Here is a 25,275-nt window from a genome sequence, read left to right as displayed (position 1 = left end):
CTCACGCAAGGGATTTGCGTAGTGACAACAACGTGTGAAATTTTTTTTATCGTTCTGCCCTAAAGTCGGGAAATGCTTATTTTTAAGCCTAAATTTTACGCTTGTGCCAAAAAACAAGGACGCAGTTTCGCGCTATCGCTGGATAGACGAGCGTTTGCGCAATAAAAGGCTGCCTAAACCCACCCTGGAAAACCTGATTGAATATGTATCTGAAAAAATGGACGCGGTAATTTCTACCCGCACTATCCAGAAAGATATTCAGGACATGCGCCAGGACCCGGAGCTCAATTATATGGCGCCTATCGTGTATGACCGTAGCAGCCGCACCTACCGGTATGCGGATGACTCCTTCTCTATCAGCAATATCCCTATTGAGGAAGCTGACCTGCAGGGACTGGAAATCGCTATCGGTATACTCGAACAATTCCGCAGCCTGCCCGTTGTGCAACAGTTTGAAGACGCTATCCTCAAAATAGCCGCGAGCCTCAAAATGAACCGGGAAGCCCTCCAACACAAAGGGCTCATTAAATTCACCCGCACCTCCCAATACAAAGGCGCGCAGTTTATCCCCGATATCGTAGACGCTATCAAAAACCTGGAAGTGATCCGTATCGCCTACCAGAGCTTTGACCGCGACGAACCCAAGGAACATTGGGTGGAACCTTATCACCTGCGGGAATATCAGCACCGCTTTTACCTGATTGGTAAAAGTCAGAAAACCAGAGGCGGCGCTGTAGTCACCTTTGCGCTGGACCGCGTGGTAGAGCTATGGCCTACCATGAAACATTTTGATGAGAAAAATTTTGATGACGCCAGCTATTTTCAGCATGCGATCGGCATCACCGTACACGAGGGAGAACCGGAAAAAGTAGTGCTGTCTTTCTCTCCCAGACAAGGGAAATATATTAAGTCGCAACCTATCCACTCTTCCCAGCAGGTGCTGACAGATAACAGCAAGGAATGCCGTATCGGGCTGCAGGTGGTGATCAATCCCGAACTGACCATGCTGTTGCTGAGTTATGGCGCCCAGGTGAAAGTACTGGAACCACAGCACCTGGCAGATAAACTGGCTACAGAAGCCAAAGAAATGATGAAACGCTACAAATAATGGCCGTGATTTCGCCGATGAGCGGAGATTAAGAAATAAGCCCGGGACTTTTGGACCCGGGCTTATTTCTTTCTATTTTAACACTGGCTTTTCAAACAGCGAATCTGCCATCGGCGGATTCACTTCCACCTTGTTGGTCCGGATCTTTACATTACCTCCTATCAACGCCTGTTCTGTCAAACCGGGATAAGCATAGCCATCCACCGTTTTCCGGTAATCCGACAAATTCGTTACCAGCTCTGCTTTATGCCCCTGGTTCTCAATATCATTGGTAGCCTTTACCAGATAAAAGGTATTGGCATCCAGGTAGGCAAAACCGGTAATACCTTCTGCAGTAGTTACTTTCAGCTTATATACGGAAGCGCCGGCCAGCGTATCTTTGCCTACCAGCTCCACTTTTTTACCCTTGCCTGTGATATCAAACAGTTCTCCCGTAACATCCAGCTGTGGCTGCATCAGCTTGCGTACATTGGGTTCTATTACTTCCACATTCGGATTGGCAGTTATCGGCATATATTGCCATCCTGAGTCTTTGCGCACTACCTGTATATTCTTTCTATTCTGTACCTCAAACTCTACCCGCATGGCTTCGCCCTGCTTCACCCATTTCCGGATGGGCACTTTCACGCCCTGCGCTTCCATCTCTCCTTCCGTATATTGTGTTTTGATGGCTTTCAGCTTATCGGTGCCGCCCATAGCGGCGGTATATTTGTCCAATATTTCCGTCAGCGTCTGGGCATGCAAACTGAAGCTGCCGATCACCATCCCTGCCGCCAGCGAAAAAACTTTTAGATATCTCATAAACTACCGTTGATTTTTTTTGAAAAGTCCAATGGTACCAAAAAACGTACCTGCCTTTGCGCAGCTGCGGCATCATCGCTGAAAATGCCGGCTATTGTGTAGCTTTACGGCATGAATCATTATCAGATCTCCGGCAATGTTGTAGACATCCTGCAACAGGAAATATATCCCGCCACACTCCATATTGTGGACGGACGCATCCGGCAGATAGTTCGTAACTCCAACGACTATCCGCATTTTATCCTCCCTGGGTTTACAGATGCACATGTACATATAGAAAGCTCGATGCTGATCCCTTCTGAATTCGCGCGGCTGGCTGTAGTACATGGCACCGTATCCACCGTTAGCGATCCTCACGAAATAGCCAACGTCATGGGAGTGGAAGGTGTACAATTCATGCTCGACAACGGCAAAAAAGTACCTTTTAAGTTTAACTTCGGCGCTCCTTCCTGTGTGCCTGCCACTGTGTTCGAAACAGCCGGCGCCACCGTTAGTGTAGCGGATGTGGAGCAACTGCTGCAACGCGATGACATCAGGTACCTCACCGAAATGATGAACTTTCCCGGCGTACTACACCAGGACCCCGACGTGATGGCTAAAATAGCCGCCGCCCAAAAATATAATAAACCGGTAGACGGCCACGCTCCCGGTCTTCGCGGCGCAGACGCACAAGCCTACATCGCAGCCGGCATCAGCACCGACCACGAATGTTTCACCTTTGAAGAAGGACGGGAGAAACTGGCCTATGGCATGCATGTACTCATCCGCGAAGGTAGCGCCGCTAAAAATTTTGAAGCACTCATTCCCTTACTGCACGACCATCCGGAAAAAATTATGTTCTGCAGCGATGACAAACATCCGGACAACCTCGTGGAAGGACACATCAATCAGCTGGTGAAACGGGCGCTGGCCAAAGGCATCGACCTGTTCAAGGTATTACGTGCCGCCTGTGTCAACCCGGTACTGCATTACAAGCTGGACACCGGCCTGCTGCGGGAGAACGATCCTGCCGATTTTATCATCACCGACAACCTGCAGGATTTTAATATCCTCGCTACCTATATTAAGGGTATCAAAGTAGCGGAACATGGTAAAACGCTGATACAGCCTGTAGAAACGGCTGTCGTCAACAACTTCGTATGCCAGCCTGCCACGCCCGCCGATTTTCGTATACCCGCCACCGGCACCACCGCCACCGTCCGGGTAATGGAAGCCATGGATGGCCAGCTGATCACCAACGCGCTGCAAGCCACCTTACCCGTAGCGCATGGTCACATTGCCTGCGATATCCAACAGGATGTAATCAAACTGGTGGTGGTAAACCGCTACCGGCAGGCGCCACCGGCTATTGCCTTTATCCGTGGCTTCGGGCTGCAACGCGGGGCTATCGCTTCGTCCGTGGCGCACGACAGCCACAATATCATTGCTGCCGGTACCGATGATGCCAGCATTTGCACCGCCATCAATGGCGTGATTACCCACCAGGGTGGCATTAGTGTAGCTGAACAGGAAAACGTACAGGTACTGCCCCTGCCGGTGGCTGGCTTAATGAGCAACCTGGACGGCTATACAATTGCGGAACAATACAGTCATTTCGACCAGGCGGCCAAACAGCTGGGTTCTACCCTCGCCTCTCCTTATATGACCTTGTCCTTTATGGCATTGCTGGTGATCCCTCACCTGAAACTCAGCGACCTTGGCCTGTTTGACGGGGATAAATTTGCTTTTACGCCGGTACAGGTGTAAACAAAATAACAGCGGCTGACCTATCCGGCCAGCCGTTGTCTATATCCTGTTATTATTTTTTTTATTGGCTGATCCAGAGCGCACCATTAATAGAATCTCTTTCTGCGCCTGTTACCGAAGACAATACATTTATTTCCTGTCTCCATCTCAAAGCGCCTATCAGGGCCATTACCAGGGCTTCCTTAAAAGCTACCGTCTGCTCATCCGGCACTTCTACTTCAATACCCAATGGTTCCAGTTGCCGGCGGATCGTATCTGCCAGGAACGTATTAAATGCCCCACCACCGGTAATCAGCAGTTTAGCCGGGCCTTCCGGCATGGCTGCTTTCAGCTGGCCGGCAGCTTGTGTTATCTGCGCCGCAATATGTTCTGTATAGGTACGCAGTTTACCCTGTACGGATATACGCAGTGCCTGGATCATGGGCAGTACGGTACCGGTGCCGAAATCATTAGCCAGTGATTTAGGCCATGGCTGCTGATAGTAGGGCAATGCGTTCAGTTGTGCCAGCAGACCGGCATCACTTACACCGCCGGCAGCAAGGGCGCCGCCGTCATCATAGGGTTTGTTGAGTTGCTGTGCCAGTTCATTGAGCACCCGGTTGGCCGGGCAGATATCGAATGCCACAAAGCCTTCCGGCAGTTGAGCGGAGATATTGGCAATACCGCCCAGGTTGAGCCAGAACTGATAACCACCCAGCAGGTATTTCTCACCGATAGGTACAATAGGCGCACCCTGACCGCCCAATGCCACGTCCACCGCGCGCAGGTCGGTGATGACCGGCAGTTTGGTAACCGCTGCCATAGCGGCGCCATCGCCCAGCTGAGCCGTCATTTTTTCCCCTGGCAGGTGGAAAGTGGTATGCCCATGCGAAGCAATAAAATGTACTTTATGATCCAGTTCATTTTTCTCTATAAAAGACAGAATACGCTGGCCCGCGTAGTGACCGTAGGCTGTATGCAGCAGCAGGTATTCCCTGGCAGGCAGCGTAGTAGCGGCAGCCAGCCTTTCTACCCATTCCGGTTCATAAGGCAGGCTTTCCGACGCCTTGATGACATAAGTCCATTGTCCCCTGATTTCCGTTAACTCAGCGAAAACGATATCCAGTCCGTCCAATGAGCTACCGGACATGGTACCTATTACGTTGTATACCATTCAACTAAAATTTTGGCAAAGGTAGGATTTCCCTTCGCTAAATTTTTTTTTACCCTTTTATGGAATCTGTTATTTCCCCTGCATCATGCCGACAGAAAATACCCATATATGAAGAAATACCTCTTTCTGCTATTGCTGAGTTGCCTGGTGGTCATCCAGGCCTCCGCCCAATTGCACTCCCTGACAGGGACGGTGCAGGACAAACAGACCCACGCCCCCATAGCCGGCGCCGTTGTTAGCCTTAAAAAAGGTGGCCAGGCCCTTACCCACAGCGATAAAAAAGGCCGGTTTACCCTGCAGGTACCCGATGGACCGTTGACCCTGCAAGTTATTGCCCCCAATTATGAAACTGCGACTATACAAATTAAAGCCGGCCTCTCATCCGTTGTTGTTAACATGACCCCTGTTTCCTTTGTCTCCCCCAAACCTATCATACAAGCAGAAGACCGCACGTTATCAGAAGTAATGGTCACAGGCTATGGGCAAGCGAATGCAGCTGCACCCGCCGGCGATATGGTCCGTAACGCCGCTCCTCCCTATGCCGCCAAGCGCCGTATGGTAATAAGCAGATCTCCCCGGCCCAGTACGGAAGATTACAGTCCGATTAACGAAAACGACTTCCATGCCGTCACCGACCAGCCACTCAGCACTTTCAGCATAGACGTGGACAGGGCCGCCTACAGTAATGTGCGCCGTTTCCTGAACCAGGGCAGTCTTCCTCCACAGGATGCCGTGCGGGTAGAAGAGATGATCAACTACTTCGACTATAACTATAAAGCACCTGCCGGTAAAGACCTGGTGGCTATTTACACCGATATGGCCGTATGCCCCTGGAATACTGATCACCAGCTGGTGCGCATTGCGCTGAAAGCCAAGCAGGTAGATGCCGGCAAGCTGCCGGCTTCCAACCTGGTGTTTTTAATCGACGTGTCCGGCTCTATGGACGAAGAAAATAAACTGCCCCTGGTAAAACGGGCTTTCTCCGCGCTGGTACAACAGTTGCGGCCGCAAGACCGGGTAGCCGTAGTGGTATATGCCGGTGCAGCCGGTGTGGTGTTGCCTTCTACGCCCGGCAGTGAGAAAAAGAAAATACTGGAAGCCATGGAATCCTTACAGGCCGGCGGTTCTACCGCTGGTGGCGAAGGCATCAAACTGGCCTATAAAATTGCTTTAGAGAACCGTACGGCTAAAAGCAACAACCGCGTGATCCTCGCCACTGATGGTGATTTCAACGTAGGCGCTTCCAGCGATGGCGAACTGCAACGGATCATCGAAAAAGAAAGACAGGAAGGTATCTTCCTTTCTGTGCTGGGTTTCGGCATGGGCAACTATAAAGACAACAAGCTGGAACTGCTGGCCGATAAAGGTAATGGCAACTATGCCTATATCGATAATTTCGAAGAAGCCCGCCGTACCTTTGTGACCGAGTTTGGTGGCACCTTGTTCACCGTAGCGAAAGATGTGAAACTGCAGGTAGAATTTAATCCCGCTTTCGTGCAGTCGTACCGGTTAGTAGGCTATGAAAACCGCCTGCTGGCGAATGAAGATTTTAATAACGATAAAAAAGATGCCGGTGATATGGGTGTAGGTCATACCGTGACTGCCCTGTATGAGATCGTTTCTTCCAAAGACAAAACGGGTAAACCCGTCAACTGGGTAGATCCTTTAAAATACCAGCAGACCACCGTTGTCGGCAGCCGGCCGGAAGTGCTCACCGTGAAACTGCGTTACAAACAACCGGATGCCGATAAGAGCCAGCTGATGGAACAGGTATTGCCTTACAACAACCAGGAAGTAACAGCCGCACCGGAAGATTTCCGTATGGCCACCGCTGTAGCAGCTTTCGGGCAACTGCTGCGCAACTCCGCCTACAAAGGGAACATCAGTTACGATACCATATTACAGCTGGCTTCCGGAGCTAAAGGCGACGATACCGAAGGATACCGGGCAGAGTTTATTCAGCTGGTGAAAAAAGCCCGATTGCTCAATAAAGACGAGGAATAGGTTTCCTATATTTTCGGTAATTTGCCGCTTCAAAGCGAAGCAGATATATGATAATCAATTTAAGTGAAACAAATTCGCTGGTAGGTGAATGGCTGAGCGAGATCCGGAATATAGATGTACAGCAGGACCGTATGCGCTTCCGGCGTAATATGGAAAGGCTGGGTGAAGTAGCCGCCTATGAGATCAGCAAAACGCTGGAGTATGAGGAAAAGGAAATTACCACTCCCATGGGTATTGCCAATTGCCGGGTACTGAAAGCACAGCCGGTACTGGCGACCATCCTGAGGGCCGGACTGGCGCTCCATCAGGGTTTGCTGCATTATTTCGACAAAGCGGACCACGCATTTATCTCCGCTTACCGCAAACACAACCATGACGGCTCTTTCGATATCAGCCTGGAATATGTGAGCAGTCCTTCCATTGAAGGGCAAGTGCTGATCCTCTCCGATCCCATGCTGGCTACCGGTTCTTCCCTGGTAAAAACAATTGAACACCTGGAAGAAATAGGAAAACCCACTCACATACACCTGGTGGTAGCGATAGCCTGCACCGTTGGTATTGAATATGTGCTGCGTAATACCAAAGCCAATATTACCATCTGGGCCGGAGACATTGATGACGAACTGACCGCCAAAGGGTATATCGTACCTGGTTTGGGAGACGCCGGTGATCTGGCTTTCGGAAATAAATTACAACAATAGTCCGTTTCCTGCGTTTAATACCTGGAATTTTCGGACAATACAGCTTACGGATTTAGCAATTTAAATGAGGGCAATATATCACACGATTTTACCACCTCATGTAAATTGTTAAATCCGTAAATTTATTATAGCGACAGGCATTTCTCTTCTGTATTAATTTTTTTACACATGGATTTAATTTGAAATATAACATTTTTGGTGTACCTTCACCCTTACTGCATAAACCCTATGCTTTAAGCTTATCTTATGAAAAGAGCTTTACTATTCTTGACCATATTCTTCTATCTAAACTCATTGCGGGCACAGGATCCGCACTTTTCTCAGTTTTTCGCCTCTCCGCTCACGCTTAATCCAGCTTTTACAGGTTTATTTTCAGGCGATTATCGTATGTCAGGCAACTATCGTTCTCAATGGCGCAGCATTTCCACACCGTTTGTAACGGGCACAGCCGCTATTGATTTCGGCATCCTGAAAAACGTAATCTCCTATACAGATATTTGGGGAGTAGGTTTGATGGCGATGTATGACCGAAGTGGCGGCGGCGCTCTCACAGCCACTTATCTTTCGGCCAGTACAGCCTATCACAAAGGGCTGGACCCGGAAGGCAACCATACCATTGCTATTGGTTTACAGGGAACGCTGGTACAGAAAAGAATAGACAACACTAAACTGCAATTTGAAAACCAGATGGACAACAACGGGTACAATCCTTTGATACCCAGTAACGAAACGCTGGTAAATCCGAAAATATCCTACTTCGATCCTAACATCGGCATACTTTACAATGGCCTGATTGGAGAGTCTTCCAACATCTACCTGGGCGCCTCTTATTATCATATTACCCAACCGATAGAATCCTTTATGGACCAAACCCAGAACCGTCTAAGCTATCGCTGGACGCTGCATGGCGGCGGCTCTGTGCCGGTAAACGGGAAGGACCGTTTTCATACCAGTATTCTGTACATGAAACAAAGCACGGCCTCTGAATTTACTTTTGGCGGCGCTTATGGTTTCACCCTGAGCGAGGTGGAAGAAAACAATCCTACCGTGCTTTTCCTGGGTAGCTGGTACCGTCTGAAAGACGCGATCATTCCTTACGTAGGGATGCAGTTCAAAGGATTCCAGGTAGGCATGACCTACGATACCAACGTATCCAGCCTGAAACCGGCTTCGAATGCCCGCGGCGGACTGGAAATATCACTGATCTACATCCACACCAGGAACGAGAACAACAAGTATAAAACGTTGTGTCCCCGTTTCTGATCACCAGACCTGTCACCCTGATTATATATCGGAACCGTGTAGCCTGTGCTTCACGGTTTTTTTTATCAAGAACCCCATAAAATCAACGATTTCCGTAAATCCGGATCCGATTTGAAATATTTTTGCCTTAGTTTCGTTCATCATCAATTATTCAGATAAAATTTTCTGTCACCAAAAAAATCTCAGGCGTTGTTTTTTTCATTCAGAGAGGTACTGTCGGCCATTCAATCATATGGAAAAGCCCATCAGTTCATTATGCAGCATAAGCTGTGGAAATGGATACTGATACCCGGCATTATCTACTGCTTATTATTTTTTACCGGGTTTTATTTTGTTTGGGGTTATTCCGGTGATTTTGTGGAATACCTGACCCGGCTGTTGCACATCACCGAATGGGTACAGGACCTGGAAAGCAGCTGGGTAAGTTTCCTGTTTATTCTCGTGGCCTTCTCTGTGCGGATTGTGTTTGTATTCTGGTATTTTTCCTACTTCAAATATCTGTTTCTGATTGTGGCATCCCCTGTTTTTTCCTACCTCTCGGAGAAAACAGAAGCGATCCTGGAATACCGGGAGTTTCCCTTTAGCTGGGCACAGCTGGGCCAGGACATCTGGCGCGGCGTCCGGATGTCGTTCCGTAATATCGTATACCAGACAGCCGCCATCCTGGTGTTACTAGTCGTATCCTTTATTCCGGTCGTAGGCTGGATTACCCCCATGATCGGGTTCTTTATTGAGGCCTATTTCTATGGCTTTTCCATGATGGATTACAGCTGTGAACGGCATCGCCTCAGCATGTCGCAGAGTATACAATTTATCCGTCAGCATCGTGGCATGGCCCTGGGCAACGGAATGGTGTTCTACGTCTTCATGCTGATACCGGTGCTCGGCTGGATGCTGGCGCCATCCTACGCTGTTATCGCCGCTACCATCGATCTGCAAAACAAAAAACTGATATAACCATGAGTGCTACAGGCAAAGTGTACCTGATTCCCACTGTGTTGAGCGCTGACGCCCTGTTCAGCATTCCTGCCTATATAACCACCATTGCCCGGCAATTGCGTGTATTTTATGTAGAAAATGAACGTACCGCCCGCCGTTACCTGAAAGCATTAGACAGAAACATCAATATCGATGAACTGCAATTGCTGCCCATGCATGAAAACCAGCCACCAGATACTGCTTTAGCGAAAAAGCTGTTACAGGCCGGTACAGATATCGGAGTACTGAGTGAAGCAGGATGCCCGGCCATCGCTGATCCTGGCCACCTGGTCGTACAGGCTGCCCACAGCATAGATGCCCGTGTGATCCCGATGGTAGGTCCCAATTCCATGCTACTGGCCCTGATGGCTTCCGGTATGAATGGCCAGAACTTTCAGTTTACCGGCTACCTGCCTATCAAAGCACCAGAACGTGGTAAAGTCCTCCGCCAGCTGGAAGACGAATCCGACCGGAAAAAACAAACCCAGTTGTTCATCGAAACACCTTACCGTAACAATCAGCTGCTAAAGGATATTTTGGACCACTGTAAAGACCACACCCGGCTGTGTATCGCGATGGATATCACCGGACCGGAAGAATTCATCAAAACAAAAACGATCCGTGAATGGCGGAAAGCGTTGCCGGACCTGCATAAGCGTCCTGCGATTTTTTTACTTTACGCCGGACAGGCTTAAAAATAAAGACACAAAAAAAGAGCGAAGACGATGGTCTTCGCTCTTTTTTTGTGTCTGGCCGATTAAGGTATATCTCTTCCGGATGCATCCCTCACGCTGATTACACTGTCTACGATAAACGGACTGTAACCGCGCCAGGGCAATGCGCCGAGATATTCCTTGTAATGCAGTTCCACCGCTTTGCCGCTGGCAGTCATCAGCTGCTGCGCAATACGTTCGTTCGCCACGGAGAACTGGAACTCATTGGATTGAATTGTTCCCGCAGCCTGGCCTTTATAGCCGGACTGGATTAACTTTCCTTCATAGGTTTTGAAAACGTAGCCCTTTTGCACGAAATAATTGAGTTCCCCCGCCTTTACGCCTCTGCCAAAGACAAAGTAAAACTTGTACAGGAAGAAACCGCCCAATACCAGGATAATGATGGTAACAACAATAAAAATAAACCGCCCCATGTGATGAGTTTAGTAAACGTTATGATCAAAAGTAAAGATCCACCAAATAAATAAGACCGGCCATACCAAAGGCGCCTAATTCCAGTTCACGTTTATTCACCGCTTCAAACACATCGTTGGCCGCGTGGTGAATATCAAAATAACGCTGACTGTCCGGAGAAAGTTCAGCCATAGGAGTACCCAACAGCCGGTTCAGTTGTCCTACGTCCACACCACCACCTTCTTCTTTAAAATCATACAGGCCATAGGGTTCCAGCAGCGGTTTCCAGCTAGCCATCTTCGCTTTTTTCTCCGGCTCCATGGTAGACATAAAGCCTCTGGGTGTAAAGCCACCAGCGTCGCTCTCCAGTGCAAAGACGTGTTTTTCATTCCGTTCTTTAGCCAGTTGCGCATATTTTTTACCACCACGGGTACCGTTTTCCTCATTGGCAAACAGCACTACACGCAAGGTGCGCGCGGGTTTTACACCCATAGCCTTAAAGGTACGCAACACTTCAATAGACTGTACACAGCCGGCGCCATCATCATGGGCTCCTTCGCATACGTCCCATGAATCGAGGTGACCGCCTACTGTAATGTACTGATCGGGATATTTGCTGCCCCGTATTTCCCCGATTACGTTGTGACCAATAGTATCTGCCAGCATCTGGCAGTTGGTGCGGAGAAATACTTTCGCGGAGTTATCTTTCTTCAGCCGGTCGCTCAGGCGGTCGGCATCCTGCAGGCCAATGGCCACAGCCGGAATTTTGGGATAGGCCGAGTCATAAGCCATAGCGCCGGTATGGGGTAAGTTATTGGCCCCATGCGACATAGAGCGTACAATCACTGCCACGGCGCCGTATTTAGCGGCGCGGCTGGCGCCCTGACCACGGTATTTCACCGCATCGCCGTATGAGTGGAAAGTTTTGATGAATTCCGGTTTAAAGCGGTAGTTGTAGAAGATGATTTTTCCTTTTACCTGGTCTTTTTTGGCTTCCAGGTCCTCAAACGAAGCGACTTCCAGCACAGGGGCGGTAATACCGGCCTTTCCGGTGCCTACGGAGTTACCCAGCGCCAGTATGTTCAGCGGTGGTACAAAGTCGCGCAACCGGGACACAATACGGGCTTCTTCTTTCTCACCGCGCACCCAATGGGGCACCATACATTCCTGCAGGTATACGGTGTCAGCGCCGGCGGCTTTCAGGGCTTTTACGCCCCATTGCTCGGCCTTTACCATCTGTGGAGAGCCGGCCAGCCGGCCACCGATCGTCTTCGTCAGTACCCGGAGATTTTCATAGGCGGTGCTGTTTCTCAGGATTTCGTCGGCCATCTGTCTTAAAACGAGGGAATCTGACTGCTGAGCCCTGGTAACTGCCGGCAACAGGCAGGTCAGCAGCATTGGCAAAAGGAGTTTTCTCATATAAGCGGCTAAATTTTGCAATAAAACTAACTAATTGGCAGGGTTCTTACAAATAACAAATAAATGGTTTTAGACGCTCCGCTAATTGAAAATTCAGCGTTACCTTCGTTACGCAAAGTAATCTGGTCGCTGGCACACATCATTACAGGGCTTTATTACTGGTTGCTTTCCGTTCGTTAAAATAAAGATCATGCGCATAGGAATAGTATGTTATCCGACATACGGAGGTAGTGGCGTATTGGCTACCGAGCTGGGTAAAGCCCTGGCTGACAAAGGCCATATGGTACATTTCATTACCTACCAACAGCCCGTGAGGCTCAATGCTTTTCACGCTAATATATATTACCACGAGGTGCAGGTACCGACCTACCCTCTTTTCGATTTCCCGCCTTATGAGTCAGCTCTCAGCAGCACCATGGTGGATGTTATCCTGAACCAGAAGCTGGACCTGCTCCATGTACACTATGCGATACCGCATGCCTCTACGGCGTATATGGCCAAACAGATCGTTAGCAAACAGGGCCGTGTAGTACCGTTCATTACGACCCTGCATGGTACCGACATCACCCTGGTAGGAAGAGACAAAACCTACGCTCCGATCGTTACCTTCTCCATCAACGAGTCTGACGCCATTACGGCCGTATCTGAGAATCTGCGGGACGAGACCTACAAATACTTCCAGATAGAAAAAGATATCTCGGTGATCTACAACTTTGTGGACACCCAGCGTTTCAGTCGCCGTGAAATGCCGCATTTCCGCAATGCCATTGCTCCCAATGGTGAAAAAATATTGCTGCACGTATCCAACTTCCGCAAGGTAAAAAGGGTGCCTGATGTGGTGAAAGTATTCGCGAAAGTAAGGCAGGAAATACCTTCCAAGCTGTTGCTCGTAGGCGATGGCCCTGACAGGCCTACTATCGAATGCCTGTGCCGTGAGCTGGGCATCTGTGAGGATGTACGGTTTGTAGGGAAACAGGAGCAACTGGAAGATGTGATGTCTATCAGCGATCTTTTCCTGCTGCCTTCCGACTATGAGAGTTTCGGTCTCGCTGCGCTGGAAGCCATGGCTGCCCAGGTACCGGTGATTTCCTCCAATGCCGGCGGCTTACCCGAAATCAATATTCCCGGTCAAACCGGCTATATGAGTAATGTAGGAGACGTGGACGGTATGGCCGCCCATGCCATTAAACTGCTGCAGGACGATGCGCTGTTGGCCAAACTGCGTAAAGGCGCACTGACACAGGCACAACGTTTCCATATCAATAATATCATTCCGCAATACGAAGCGTTGTACGAACAGGTATTGCAACAACAGGCGCAGCTACTCTAACGGCCGCGTATCCATCTTTCAGGATTCTGTTGTACCATGTTGCGATAGATCTGCAATTCTATCTCTCCGGTGCTGGCCACCGCACTGCCGGCGGCCGCACCGAGTACATGTCCGCGTTTGACAGACATGCCCTTCTTCACCTGCACATTGACCAGCCTCACGTAGTTGGTGAAATATTTCCCATGGCGCAGGGTGACCATATACCCGGCGCCCGGCACACTGAATACCATAATCACCTCTCCTTCAAAGATCGCTTTTACCGCTGCCCCTTTAGGCGTAGCGATAACGATACCATTGTGCTCCACTTCCACCTTACCGACGGTACTGGTACCAAAGCGCCCGGTGATTCGGCCTGCGTCCACCGGCCACGGCAAGCGGCCCCGGTTGGCTTCAAAATCACGCGAGAGTGACAATGCTTCCGGTGTTGCTGCCAGTACATCTTCTTTAGGTGTTGGCGCCGGATCATCTTCTTCCTCCTCTTTCTCCGGTTTAACCGGTTTCGCCGGCGGCGGTTTATGGCCTGCCTTTTTAGCCGCGGCGATAGCACGTTTGCGGGCCGCCTCCTGTTCCGCTTTACGTTTGGCTGCCTTAGCTGCGGCTGCACGTTTCCGTGCCGCTGCAGCAGCCAGTTCCCGTTTACGGGCAGCTTCTATTTCCTTACGGATAGCATCCTGGATAGCACGGTCTACCTGCCGGGCTTCTGCCCTGCTCTTTTCAATATTTTGCTGTAGTTCTTTTTCCTGTTGTTGTAGTTGTACAATGGTTTGATCGGTTTCTTTTTTATCCGCTATAAGCGCACCTCGCTGCCGCTGTTCGGAATGCAGGGCGCCCGCTTTCAGCGCGCGTTCCTGTTCCAGGTTCTGAAGTTTCTGCGCCAGCAGTACTTTGGTAGACAACAGGCTTTCCGCCTGACGGCGCCTGTTCTCCCGGTATTGCCGCAGATACTGGTAGCGGCGCAGTGCATCATTGAAGCTGGTGGCTGAAAACAGGAAGTTGAGTACATCGTAGTCTCCTTTGGTTTTGTAGGTATATACTACCAATTGCGCATAACGGGCGCGCAGGGAGTCTACTTCCCGTTCCAGCGTTTGTACGTTATCGTTAGTATTGCTGATAGCGCCATCCAGCTGACTGATTTCTATATTGATGTTTTTAATCTGGGCGTTGCGGCTATCAATTCTTTGCTGCAGTTCCCGTTGCAGGCCAAGGTTTTGTTTGGTGGATTTACGGGTATTTGCCAGGGTGCGGGTGGCTTCCTGTATTTCTTTCAACAGTTCCTGTTTACGGTTTTCCAATGCTGCGCGCGATGTTTTATTACCGCGTTGTGCATACAACACTCCCGGTAACAGCCAGCAAGCTATTAAAAGAGGGATTAGCTTTCTCAAAAAGGAACGGTTTTAACATTTAGCCATTGGGTTATTTTGTTATTTGATTATTGGGGGTATCCTTCTGTTCTTCAATAATCAAATAACAAAATGACCAAATACTCAAATTATCTGCGTCTTATCCACTGCTCGGGGTTTTGTTTGGTAACCCCTTTCCAGATCTGCAGTTCTACTTCACCGGTGTTCTCGATGTCATTCACACTGGCGGTACCGATTACCTGGCCGGTTTTCACCATATCGCCTTTCTTCACGCGGGTAGTCTGCAAACGAACATAGGTGGTAAAGTATTGTCCATGGCGGATAATAATTACATATCCGGAGCCGGGCATTACTACTACAGATTTTACTTCCCCGTCGAAGATGGATTTCACGGCGCCGCCTTTGGTGGTAGCGATCACGATACCATCAGAAGGCACTGTGATATGTTCCATCACCGCATGTTGGTGTATACCAAAATGTTCGATAATATTACCGGCATCCACAGGCCAGGGCAGTTTACCCCGGTTAGCTTCAAAGCTTTCAGACAGGGCCAGTGCTTCAGGGGTAGCTTCCAGCACGTTTTCACTACGGGTTGGTGCTGGTTTTTCCGGTACCGGTGTTGGTTTCGGAGGCTCCGGTGTTGCTGCCGGCGGTGGTGTTGGTTTCGCTGCAGGTGGGTTATTGGCAGCATTGTTGTTATTGGCAGCAGCGGCATCAGCCCTCGCTTTCTCAGCCGCAGCCAGGGCTGCTTTGCGGGCTTCTTCCTCGCGTTTGCGTTTTTCTTCCGCCGCTTTACGGCGGGCCGCTTCTTCCTCCATGGCTTTGCGGCGCGCTTCTTCAATCTCACGGCGGATTACTGCACGGATAGCGGCCTGCACTTTCTGGGCGTCTTTATTACGCTGGTTAATGTCGGCTACCAGCTCTTTTTCACGGCCTTTCAGCTTCGTGAGTACTTCGTCTTTTTCTTTTTTATCCTGTTCCAGGGTAGCCCGTTGTTCCTGCTCTGTTTTCAGGGCGTCAGCACGTTTTACACGCTGGCCTTCGAGGCTTTGGATTTTCTGGTTCAGTTGTTCCTGGGTGGATACGATATTATCAGCCTGACGGCGGCGGTATTCGCGGTATTGTTTAAGGTATTGAAAACGTTTTACGGCATCGTTGAAGCTCTGTGCAGAGAACACGAAGTTCAGCATGTCGTAGGAAGAACGGTTCTTGTAGGCATATACAATCAGCTGGGCGTATTGTGCCTTCAGGGTATCCAGGTCTTTTTGCAGGGTTTTTACATCACGCGCAGCGGTGTTAATATCACCATTGATAAAGTTGATTTCCTCGTTGATATTATTGATCAGCCGGGTACGGAGGGTGATCTTGTCTCTCAGCGCACGAAGCTGGCCCAGGCTTTCCCGGGTGGATTTTTTAGTATCCTTCAGCTGTGCGTTCGCCTCCTCGATCTCCTTTTGCAGCTCTTTTTTCCTGCGCTCCAGTTCGTCCCGCGTCGGTTGCTGCTGGCCGGTATTCTGCGCCACCAGTATAGCCGGTAACAACCATATGAAACATACTAACGGGATAATCTTCTTCAAATACAACATGACTATTTTAAGTAACTGCAATTAAGTACCTGGTTCAAGTATATAAACGATAAATATACAACGTTTATTAGTTTAATGAAGGTGACAATTTACCGGGAAATTTATTACATCCGTTTATAACCGGAAGGCGAGTTGAACGGAAAGCTCAGCGGTACGTCGAAATCATAGCGGGTAAAGTCCAGCGCTACTTTGGTCACATTTTTTTCTTCTATGAAAATGCGGCGAACAGTGGGAAATTTCCGGCTGGCAACATTGGCATAATCGCCGTAGGTCAGTTCACAGGAACGTTTATTCGCAACAGTACTATCAGCATCCATCACCTTGCTTTGCTGCAGGCTATAGTCGTCTGCAAATACGTTAAACAGGCTGATAAACCGGGCATCGGCGCAGCTGAAAGAGATCACGGAAGGTGTTTTTACGAGGCCATAGACGGAGTCTGTCAGGTATATAGGGTTACCGATCAGGATATCCTGCAGGGTTTTAAAGTCGAAAGGAATATTCAGTACCTGTTCCGCGTCTGCCATACTCCGGAGTATCAGCTGCTTATCCAGCCGGTTGTAGAGTTTAAGGCTGTCCGGGGTAATCACGGCACGTATCACTTCATCGATGATAGGAGCGCTCACAGATACCCAGATAATGCTGTCCTTCTTCATACGGATGGTAGCCGTCAGGTTATTGTGGCTTTTACTTTCTGTTTCAAAAGCCAGTTTCATCCTGCCGGAGAAAGTATTGAAATCGATCTTGTTGCTGCGGATACCTTTCAGCATATTGGTGATGAAGGCGTTTCTTTCTTCCGCAGAGGTGGTATCCCGGTGGGCAGCCACCTTACTGGTGTCTGTAGCCGGGAAAGTATTGCGTGACAGTTTCTTCGGGTGACGGCAGGCGGTAAAGGCCAGACCGGCTATTCCTATTAATAACAGTAATGTTTTTTTCATGCAGCTATTAGCTTTTAGCGGTATCAGCGCTACCAACGGTGGTGTTATCGGGCCTTCCGGCCGCAAGGCTATTGAATATATTTTTTTTCAGCGATCTTACGGACAAGGCCTACGGAAGTAGCTCCTTTGTCTTTAGCCTTCTGCCAGTATTCCACCGCTTTTGTGACATCTTTCAGGTTAAATAGTATATCCCCGTAGTGTTCCAGCACATTCGGATTCTGCTGTGCTTCCGGAAATTCGAGGGCTTTTTCTATCCAGTGCCTGGCATCTTCGAACTTATCTTGCCGGAATAAGATCCAGGCGTAGGTGTCCATGTAGGTTGGACTATCCGGTTCCAGTTCCAGCGACCGTTTAGACAATTCCGCGGCGCGATTCAGGTTTTCGCCGCGCAGTGACAGGTAATAACTATAGTTATTGAGTACGAGCGCATCGTCGGGCCTTAGCAGGAGGGCTCTTTCATAGCTGCTGTCGGACTGCTGGTGCTGTCCGGTAGCATGATAGGCATCTCCCAGCAACGACTGTACGTCGGCCATAAACTTTTTCTCTCCGCTGCCGATTTCCAGCGCTTTATTCAGCGCGTTGATGGTAGCCGGATACTGTTGCAGCAAGAAGCTGGCCACACCTTTGAAGTAGTACCCCATAAATTCTTGCGGGAACTTCTCCGTTACCGTATTACTAAGCGCCTGCAGCGCATTGGGATCTTCCTTACGGGAGTAGATCCACATCAGCTGATACCATACCGAAAAGCGGCTGGAATCGAGGCTCAGTGCTTTGGTGTAGTTCTGTTGGGCACTGTCCAGCATATCCACCTGTGAGTACATATCACCCCGCAGGGCATATGCTTTGGCATCTTTAGGGTGTGCTTTTACGATCAGGGAAGTGAGCTCCAGTCCTTCTTCCACCTTGGTAGAATCCAGCTGCATCATTTGCAGGTAAGGATACACGTAGGCCACTTTTTCATCGATGCTGTAGGTGGGATTGGCAAAGGCGCGGGTGAGGAAAGCCCAGTAGGCCGTTTTGTCGTTGCTTTTACGGGCGTAGGTAGCCAGGCCCAGCAGCGCTCTGGCGTTATCCGGGTCTTTGCGGAGCACATCCTGAAAGATAGCTTTCGCCTCGGGTACACGGTCGTTGGCATCGTACACTTCTGCCAACAGGAAATAATAACGCAGCTCCTGCGGGTTGTTGTCAATGAGTTTGCGGATCTCGGCAGCTGCCGCATCTACCTGGCTCATTTTGAGTAATAGCCGTTGTTTTTGGTAGATGACCTCTTCGACTACCCCCGTTTTTTCTTCCAGCTGTGCAAACACCGCCAGTGCCGCTGCCGGCCGGTTGGCTTTGGCGAGGAACATGGCTTTGTTATACAGGTAGTCTTCATTTTCAGGGTAACGCCGGGTCAGTTTATCAAAAACGGTAGCGGCGCTGTCAAATTGCTGGTTCACCGCAAAAGCGTCTGCCAGCGTGATCTGGAACCAATGATTATCGGGGTCCATAGTGGCGGCCCGGCGGGCAAAGCCCAGGGCGTAACCGGGGTTCTGGACTTCCATGAACAGGCGGGCCAGTTCATAATAAACGGTGGGATTATTCTTGTTTAACCGCAGGTAGTCGGAATACTGCGTGATAGCAGTACGGAAATCGCCCAGCATTTTAGAGCGTTGCGCAGCAAAGAAGAGGCTGTCAGCACGCTGCTCCAGCACGGCAGGGTCTTTGATCACGGTTTGATGGCGCAGGGAATTTTTAGGCCCGCTGCACGCGCCTGTGATCAATATACCGGCAACACCTATAACGGTTAAGAATACACGCATCTATCAGGATTTACCGGTATGACCGAAGCCACCTTCACCGCGAACGGTTTCGTTCAGCACTTCCACAGGCTGCATAACCGCCTGTACATAGGGAGCGATGATCATTTGGGCTATACGGTCTCCGGGTTGTATCGTTTGTGGTTCGTTGGACAGGTTGATCATAATTATTTTGATCTCTCCTCTGTAGTCGGCATCGATCGTACCGGGTGAATTAGGTATGCTCAGGCCCTGTTTAAAGGCCAGGCCGCTGCGCGGACGAATCTGCGCTTCATAGCCTACCGGTAGTTCCATAAAAAGGCCCGTAGGTACCAATACCCTTTCCAATGGCTGGAGCGTTAAGGCCGTCTCCAGGTGCGCACGCAGGTCCATTCCTGCAGCTTGATCCGTTGCATAAGACGGCAATTCATTATCCGACTTATTGATGATTTTCACAATTATATCAGCCATTGGGCAAAGATAATTTATTATTATTTAGCGATTTTCTCCAATAACACAACTGCGTGGGCAGTAACCCCTTCTTCGCGTCCTACAAAGCCCATGTTTTCTGTGGTGGTGGCTTTTACAGATACATCTTCCAGGCCAATCCGCAGTATTTCCGCAATCACGGACTGCATTTGCGGCACATAAGGCTTGATTTTAGGGGCCTGCAGGCACAAAGTGCTGTCTACGTTCACTACGCCATATCCTTTTTCACCGATCAGCTGTGCGCAGCGGGTCAGCAGTATTTTACTGTCAATGTTTTTATAGGCATTGTCCGTATCCGGGAAGTGTACACCGATATCGCCGAGTGACAACGCTCCCAGCATGGCATCGCAGATAGCGTGCAGCAGTACATCGGCATCACTATGCCCCAGGGCGCCTTTGTGATGCGGGACTTTTACGCCGCCAATCCAGAAATCACGGCCTTCCACCAGTTGATGAAAATCTACTCCCAGACCAATACGAATACTACTCATAGCTTATATTTTAGAACATTTTTGCCAATCCGCAAGGTAAGGCTTTAAATATAAAATCCCCCCGCTAAAAAACGGAGGGACCTGATATATTTAAAATTTTATTATTTAGTTATTTATGCATTTGTTTTTACCAGCCGGTTCTGCTGTCTTCGCCACGGGGCCCTAAGTCAAATGTAAGGGTAAAACGCAGTGTATTTGACAGCGGATTACGTTGGATACCGGAACCTGAAGGCACCAGGTAAGAGAAATTCAGGCCAAAAATATCGTATTTGATACCGATACCGGCAGTCACATATTTACGATTGCCTTTGTATTTATTTTCGTTGAAATAACCGGCTCTTACAGCAAACATCTGGTTGTACCAGTATTCTGCGCCAACGGAATACATCAGCTCCTGCATTTCTTCCTTAAAGCCTCCCGGTGCATCACCGAAGGAACTGAACATTCCCTGCAGTACGCCTTTTTCCTTGTAAGCTCCGGTGGAATCCGGTGTAGGCACCAGTAATTTATTGATGTCCAGCGCGAAGGTCAGCTGGTTGCTTTCATCCAGCGCCAACGTATAGGCAGCACCGATACCCAGGTTAGTGGGGAGGAAATCCTTGTTCTGGGCAGAGCTGGTGTAGGAGATCTTTGTACCGATATTGGTAATGGCTGCACCGATGTTCAAGCGGTTGGACAGGCCATCGTCTTTTTCAAAATCTTTGGTATAGAATGCAGAGAGATCGGCTGCAAAAGCTTTCGCCGGGCGGATCTGCGCACTGCCGTTGGATTGTCCGCCGGCCAGGTTGGAATAAATATAACGGCCGGTTAATCCCATAGAGAAGTGATCGGACAATTTACGGGCATACCCTGCGTCCAGTGCGAATTCACGCGGACGGAAATCGCCCAGGTCCTGGTTACCCGCATCCCGGAAGTTGATGGTACCCAGTGAAAAATAACGGAGCGATCCGCCAATAGCCTGGTATTCATCCAATTTCGTGTATCCGCTGACGGTTGCCAGGAATACGTCGTTCACCAGCTCTTTCAGCCAGGGAGTATAGGTTGCCGCTACGCCGGCTTTGGAATCTGCAAATGGCAATTTGGAAAGGTTCCAGTATACAGAAGAGGCATCCGGAGAAATGGCCAGTCCCACGTCTCCCATAGCACCGCTTCGTGCATCGGGTGTAATGCGGAGAAAAGGTACTGCTGTATTGATTGTATTTTGACGACCATCAAGTTGATCTCTGGTCACCTGGGCTGAGGTCTCTAAACTGTTGAAAGTACCATATATGAACACAAGGCTCAAAGCTACCTTTCGGATCATGCAACGTTCGAATTTTGATAGGGTGTAAAAATAAACTTATTTATTAATATAAAAACGAAAGGGGTTGATAAAGGGATTACTCCAAATTCTGCTCTCCCATGCATAGGTCATAATAATACCATTTTTCCACCCAATGCCCTGGTTTGATCATTACTGCCTATAATCAGCCTGTAGATGTAAATACCGGCGGGTAACCTTGCTCCGGAATCACCTTTGCCGTCCCAGGGGATTCCATCAAAACGGCTGGTTCCCGAAAATATTGTGCTACGCATTTTCTTTACCAACTTTCCATCTATGGAAAATATCTGTAAATCCACTTGTAGTTGTTGTCCTTGCTGGTTGTGCAGAAAAGAAAACCTGGTTACGTCGTAAAAAGGATTCGGGTAGTTGACTACCTCGTCTACCGTCAGCGATCCCGGCGTCGCCACTTTAAAGCGGATCGTTTTTACAGTGCTGTTGTTATAGGTGTCCCAAGCCTTAATGGTAATATGATGCGGTCCTGTTGTCAATCCTGCCAGCGGAAAACGCACCTGCCCCTCCCGGTAACTGTCCAAAGATGCTTCAAAATAATCATTTAAAATTAAATATTCTGAACTATCCAGTATCGCTACCAGGCTATGTGCCGGATTACTGCCCGATACATTGATACCATTACTGTCTGCCAGATCTATCATCAGCAAGGGTGACGGCCCCGTCATATCTCCATTAATAAACGCTTTGCTGTCGAGCCATACTTTTACATCCGGTCCGGTTACATCTGCCGGTACGCCCGGCAATGTTCCTCCGGTCATAAAGCCATCAAAGTAACCACCTCCGTCTGCGATGGCATTACTGGTGTAATAACTGATCTTCCCTTTTCCCTTTCCCGGCAGCAGGTCCGCAGGCACGGTGAAGGCCATGGTAAACTCGCCCTGCTGAACCGTTTGTGTGCCTTTGAACAATACGTTTTCCTGCACCTGGAAATCAGCCGCCCGGCTGCGGGGGTCATTGCCTCTCGTACGATGCGTTACGGGCTGGTCGTACACTGTAGCCGTCAGGGTACCGTTATAATCCCGCAGTATATTGCCTTGCGCATCGGCGATATGTCCTTTGATAATACAATGTTGCAATCCTTTCAGGGTATCCGTTTCCGTTGTAACCTTCCGGCCATTGACACTATCCGTGACCACCTGCCATTTCGGGAAAGCCAGCATCAGGGAAGGATCTCCCAGCAACTGGAACTTACGGTTATTGACCACATCACCGGAAGTACGGTAGGTTTTATTTTTCCCCTCCTGTATGGCAGCACCCAAACTACGCATGGCGCCTCCCGCCTGCGGCGTGAAAGCAGCTTCCAGGTAGTTGGCGTTCATAATGCGGTTGGAATTGGCAAAAACCGCCCTGGTGGTGGTCATCAAAGCAATAGCGCCACTTTGCTGTTGCAACAGTAATTGTGCTCCCAATGAGTTTATACCCGGATCATCGAACGGTGCAAAATCACAGGTGGCGGTGATCAATAACGGTAACTGCTGTTCGTTTTTCCAATCCCGTACACTGTTCTGGTCCATAACGGTTTCTTCGGCCAGGCGGTTATTGCTGCCATGACCGCTGTAGTTCAGCACCAGCGTGCCGTTGTTTATATTGGTATTGACCGCCCGTGTGACTTCCGGCGAGCGGACGCCTGCTGACGTATTTTCCTGCGGATAGGCGTCGATGTATATTTTGCTGATGTTGGGAAGCGGATTGTTTTTAAAGATGATATTACCCATCGCTTCAGCATCTTCCAGGTGCAGGTTATCGTCTTCATCGTCGGCCAGCAGCGTTGCCCGGTTGCGCCAGGGGCCAAAGGCTGCTGGCTGCTGGTAACGGATAATTTTATCCACGGCCATTTTCGCCTCGCTGTTGTTGCGCGCAGGCAACCGCCCGATACCGATATCCAGCAGATTAGGTATATCCGTTCGGGTGATATCTTCCGCATCATCCAGGAATCCGAAAAAATCATCTGATACGTAGGAATGAATGGCATCGAGCGAAGCTTCACTTTGCCAGGAAGGTACCAGGTTGGTGTTATTTTTCAGGCGCTGACGGTAATCGTAGGAGGCGGCGCCAAATAGCAGCAGGTATTTAGGATGATCGCCCCGGTCGTAATACATTTTCACATAGTCACGGATAGCTGTCGGGTCAGGGGTACCGGCGCCAAACTCGTTGAATACCTGCGTGGCGGTGACCACATTGACACTTAACCCATCGTGTGAACGCCGCCAGGCAGCCAGGCGTTCTGCTTCCGCCAGAAAGGCATCACAGGTGACTATCAGCAGGTCGGCCCCAGGCAACCCATGCAGGTCCTGGTTGGCGATAGCGCCGGCAGGCACTGGCCGCAGGAGCGCATTGGCATTAAAGGCTATAAATTCCCGCTGTGGTCCGGCTTCTCCCGTAAATATCAGGGTGTCAGCCTGCAGCCGGGTAGCCATACGTAAGGGCATCAGCGGGTTACTCACTTCCCACACCTGCGTTTGTGCGGCAGCGTTAGCCAGGAAATACTGTGTACGGCCCACGGGAGTGGTACAACGGAAGTCCAGCATACCGCCGGCAGGGAGTTTAAGCGGGCAACGGGCCGTTAGTTCCAGGTAATCCAGCCATCCTTTGGCGTTCAGGTCCCCCGGCTGGAAGGTAACACCTACATCCAGGGAGGCATTGGTGACTGCCGCCTGGCCGGCGCCGGTAGCGGCGGTGGCAAAGGCTTCAAACACGCTGCCGCCTACGGGCAACAGATAAGCGCTGGCCGCAGTGGTCTGGTTGAGGCTCACACTAAAATTACTGCCGGTAGCCCCGCGGGCAGCCGCACGGAAACCAACTGTGACGGGGCCCAGGGGCAGGGCGGGCAGGGAAAAGCCATAGGAGCGGCTGTTGCCAATTACCTTACTAAATTCCTGTCCCCACCATTGTTTACCACTGCTGAGGAAATTCAGGCTGTCCCGTTCGTAAAAGGTATGATAGTCAAAAGCAGCTGTTTTATTGTCTGCCGGCAGGGTGTTGTTGTCTTGCCGGATACGGGCGCCGTTTTCACCGATGGTAAGGAAATAGTAAGCCACGTCGCTGTACAGATTGTACTGGTGGGTAAACCCTGGTTTTAGCGGGTCCCACTGCCAGCGGTGCGGGCCGGGTGCATAAAAGAGGAGGTAATCGTTGCCATCCAGCTGGCCGTCGCCCCCATTCTGTGCCTGAAGGGATACTTCCGGCAGGTCGTCGTAGCGTGGCTGACTGTTGGGTTCCGGCAGTAGCTGGCCTCCGGTACCGAAAAGCCGGATACTGCCCGATGCCAGTTGCCGGGTATCTATCCCCAGTTGTTGCAACAGGGAAATATCAATTTTATAGATACCGGGAGCTGCCACCGATAGTTTATACCAATGGCCTGATGCCAGCACACTATGGTCTTTATAGGTACGGGGTACGGTTTGCCCCGTTGCTGTCCTGTAATGGTATAGAAAAAATAACAGGAGTACCGGAAAAATATACGAAGGTTTCATTATCTTGATAGCCCTTTACCATCCATCCTGAAAGGCCGGTGTAATGTAGAAAAAATATAGGATAAAAATTTGAAATATATCTCTTATTTTTCGCTGCTGTACTGTTCCTGACTGTCTCCGGGAACTGGTATGGCGAGGGCGAATTACAAATTAATTTTTTTCGCCATAAAATAAAAAAGATTACATTTGCGTTTAC

The 25,275-nt window shown here is 49.7% G+C and carries 20 protein-coding genes; 8 read left to right on the top strand and 12 right to left on the bottom strand.

Going from position 1 to position 25,275, the window contains the following annotated elements:
• Positions 1-103: 103 nt before the first annotated feature.
• Positions 104-1,108: a WCX domain-containing protein gene (locus ICL07_RS32755; RefSeq protein WP_188091026.1), complete on the top strand. Its 1,005-nt coding sequence runs from the start codon at positions 104-106 to the stop codon at positions 1,106-1,108.
• 72 nt (positions 1,109-1,180) lie between these two features.
• On the opposite strand, the gene ICL07_RS26235 is transcribed toward ICL07_RS32755, so the two are convergent.
• Positions 1,181-1,909: a hypothetical protein gene (locus ICL07_RS26235; protein WP_188091025.1), complete on the bottom strand. Its 729-nt coding sequence runs from the start codon at positions 1,907-1,909 to the stop codon at positions 1,181-1,183.
• Positions 1,910-2,020: 111 nt separating this feature from the next.
• On the opposite strand from ICL07_RS26235, the gene ade reads away from it, so the two are divergent.
• A complete protein-coding gene (gene ade, locus ICL07_RS26230; RefSeq protein WP_188091024.1) occupies positions 2,021-3,655 on the top strand; it encodes an adenine deaminase in 1,635 nt (544 codons plus the stop codon).
• 61 nt (positions 3,656-3,716) lie between these two features.
• Here ade and ICL07_RS26225 read toward each other — a convergent pair whose 3' ends face one another.
• Positions 3,717-4,808, bottom strand: coding sequence for an anhydro-N-acetylmuramic acid kinase (locus ICL07_RS26225; protein WP_188091023.1), 1,092 nt, complete (start codon positions 4,806-4,808; stop codon positions 3,717-3,719).
• A gap of 108 nt (positions 4,809-4,916) precedes the next feature.
• Between ICL07_RS26225 and ICL07_RS26220 the strand changes: the two genes are divergently transcribed.
• The 5 genes from ICL07_RS26220 (at position 4,917) to ICL07_RS26200 (ending at position 10,449) form a co-directional block, all read left to right on the top strand.
• Positions 4,917-6,812, top strand: coding sequence for a YfbK domain-containing protein (locus ICL07_RS26220; RefSeq protein ID WP_188091022.1), 1,896 nt, complete (start codon positions 4,917-4,919; stop codon positions 6,810-6,812).
• Positions 6,813-6,859: 47 nt separating this feature from the next.
• Positions 6,860-7,513, top strand: a complete 654-nt coding sequence (gene upp / locus ICL07_RS26215) for a uracil phosphoribosyltransferase (protein ID WP_188091021.1) — start codon at positions 6,860-6,862, stop codon at positions 7,511-7,513.
• 246 nt (positions 7,514-7,759) lie between these two features.
• A complete protein-coding gene (locus ICL07_RS26210; RefSeq protein ID WP_188091020.1) occupies positions 7,760-8,776 on the top strand; it encodes a PorP/SprF family type IX secretion system membrane protein in 1,017 nt (338 codons plus the stop codon).
• 189 nt (positions 8,777-8,965) lie between these two features.
• Positions 8,966-9,733: an EI24 domain-containing protein gene (locus ICL07_RS26205; protein ID WP_246485170.1), complete on the top strand. Its 768-nt coding sequence runs from the start codon at positions 8,966-8,968 to the stop codon at positions 9,731-9,733.
• Between the two features lie 2 nt (positions 9,734-9,735).
• Positions 9,736-10,449, top strand: coding sequence for an SAM-dependent methyltransferase (locus ICL07_RS26200; protein WP_188091019.1), 714 nt, complete (start codon positions 9,736-9,738; stop codon positions 10,447-10,449).
• 62 nt (positions 10,450-10,511) lie between these two features.
• On the opposite strand, the gene ICL07_RS26195 is transcribed toward ICL07_RS26200, so the two are convergent.
• Both ICL07_RS26195 and ICL07_RS26190 read right to left on the bottom strand, forming a co-directional pair.
• Positions 10,512-10,901 carry a hypothetical protein gene (locus ICL07_RS26195; RefSeq protein ID WP_188091018.1) on the bottom strand — a complete coding sequence of 130 codons (390 nt, stop codon included), beginning with the start codon at positions 10,899-10,901 and terminating at the stop codon, positions 10,512-10,514.
• A gap of 25 nt (positions 10,902-10,926) precedes the next feature.
• Complete coding sequence (locus ICL07_RS26190; RefSeq protein ID WP_188091017.1) at positions 10,927-12,300, bottom strand: M20/M25/M40 family metallo-hydrolase; 1,374 nt, start codon at positions 12,298-12,300, stop codon at positions 10,927-10,929.
• Positions 12,301-12,490: 190 nt separating this feature from the next.
• Here ICL07_RS26190 and bshA point away from each other — a divergent pair, with 190 nt between their 5' ends.
• A complete protein-coding gene (gene bshA, locus ICL07_RS26185; protein ID WP_188091016.1) occupies positions 12,491-13,630 on the top strand; it encodes an N-acetyl-alpha-D-glucosaminyl L-malate synthase BshA in 1,140 nt (379 codons plus the stop codon).
• Here bshA and ICL07_RS26180 read toward each other — a convergent pair.
• The 8 genes from ICL07_RS26180 to porU all read right to left on the bottom strand — a co-directional run bounded on the left by ICL07_RS26180 (position 13,627) and on the right by porU (position 25,079).
• On the bottom strand, positions 13,627-15,012 hold the full coding sequence (locus ICL07_RS26180) for a murein hydrolase activator EnvC family protein (RefSeq protein WP_188091015.1): 1,386 nt from the start codon (positions 15,010-15,012) through the stop codon (positions 13,627-13,629). The genes bshA and ICL07_RS26180 overlap by 4 nt on opposite strands.
• A 107-nt stretch (positions 15,013-15,119) precedes the next feature.
• Positions 15,120-16,568: a murein hydrolase activator EnvC family protein gene (locus ICL07_RS26175; protein WP_188091014.1), complete on the bottom strand. Its 1,449-nt coding sequence runs from the start codon at positions 16,566-16,568 to the stop codon at positions 15,120-15,122.
• Positions 16,569-16,681: 113 nt separating this feature from the next.
• A complete protein-coding gene (gene lolB1 / locus ICL07_RS26170) occupies positions 16,682-17,512 on the bottom strand; it encodes a lipoprotein insertase outer membrane protein LolB1 (RefSeq protein WP_188091013.1) in 831 nt (276 codons plus the stop codon).
• Positions 17,513-17,580: 68 nt separating this feature from the next.
• The gene (locus ICL07_RS26165; protein ID WP_188091012.1) at positions 17,581-19,314 is read right to left on the bottom strand and encodes a tetratricopeptide repeat protein; all 1,734 of its coding nucleotides are present in this window, start codon (positions 19,312-19,314) and stop codon (positions 17,581-17,583) included.
• A 3-nt stretch (positions 19,315-19,317) separates the two neighbouring features.
• Entirely contained in the window at positions 19,318-19,761 is a 444-nt protein-coding gene (gene dut, locus ICL07_RS26160) for a dUTP diphosphatase (protein WP_188091011.1), read from the bottom strand.
• Between the two features lie 20 nt (positions 19,762-19,781).
• On the bottom strand, positions 19,782-20,270 hold the full coding sequence (gene ispF / locus ICL07_RS26155; RefSeq protein ID WP_188091010.1) for a 2-C-methyl-D-erythritol 2,4-cyclodiphosphate synthase: 489 nt from the start codon (positions 20,268-20,270) through the stop codon (positions 19,782-19,784).
• Between the two features lie 127 nt (positions 20,271-20,397).
• Positions 20,398-21,573: a type IX secretion system outer membrane channel protein PorV gene (porV, locus tag ICL07_RS26150; protein WP_188091009.1), complete on the bottom strand. Its 1,176-nt coding sequence runs from the start codon at positions 21,571-21,573 to the stop codon at positions 20,398-20,400.
• 107 nt (positions 21,574-21,680) lie between these two features.
• Positions 21,681-25,079: a type IX secretion system sortase PorU gene (gene porU, locus ICL07_RS26145; RefSeq protein ID WP_188091008.1), complete on the bottom strand. Its 3,399-nt coding sequence runs from the start codon at positions 25,077-25,079 to the stop codon at positions 21,681-21,683.
• Between the last annotated feature and the right edge of the window lie 196 nt (positions 25,080-25,275).

The sequence above is a fragment of the Chitinophaga qingshengii genome, assembly GCF_014529935.1.
Taxonomy (GTDB): Bacteria; Bacteroidota; Bacteroidia; order Chitinophagales; family Chitinophagaceae; genus Chitinophaga; species Chitinophaga qingshengii.
Note: the sequence above shows the minus strand (reverse complement) of the source record. Positions and strands in the feature narration are given on the sequence as shown.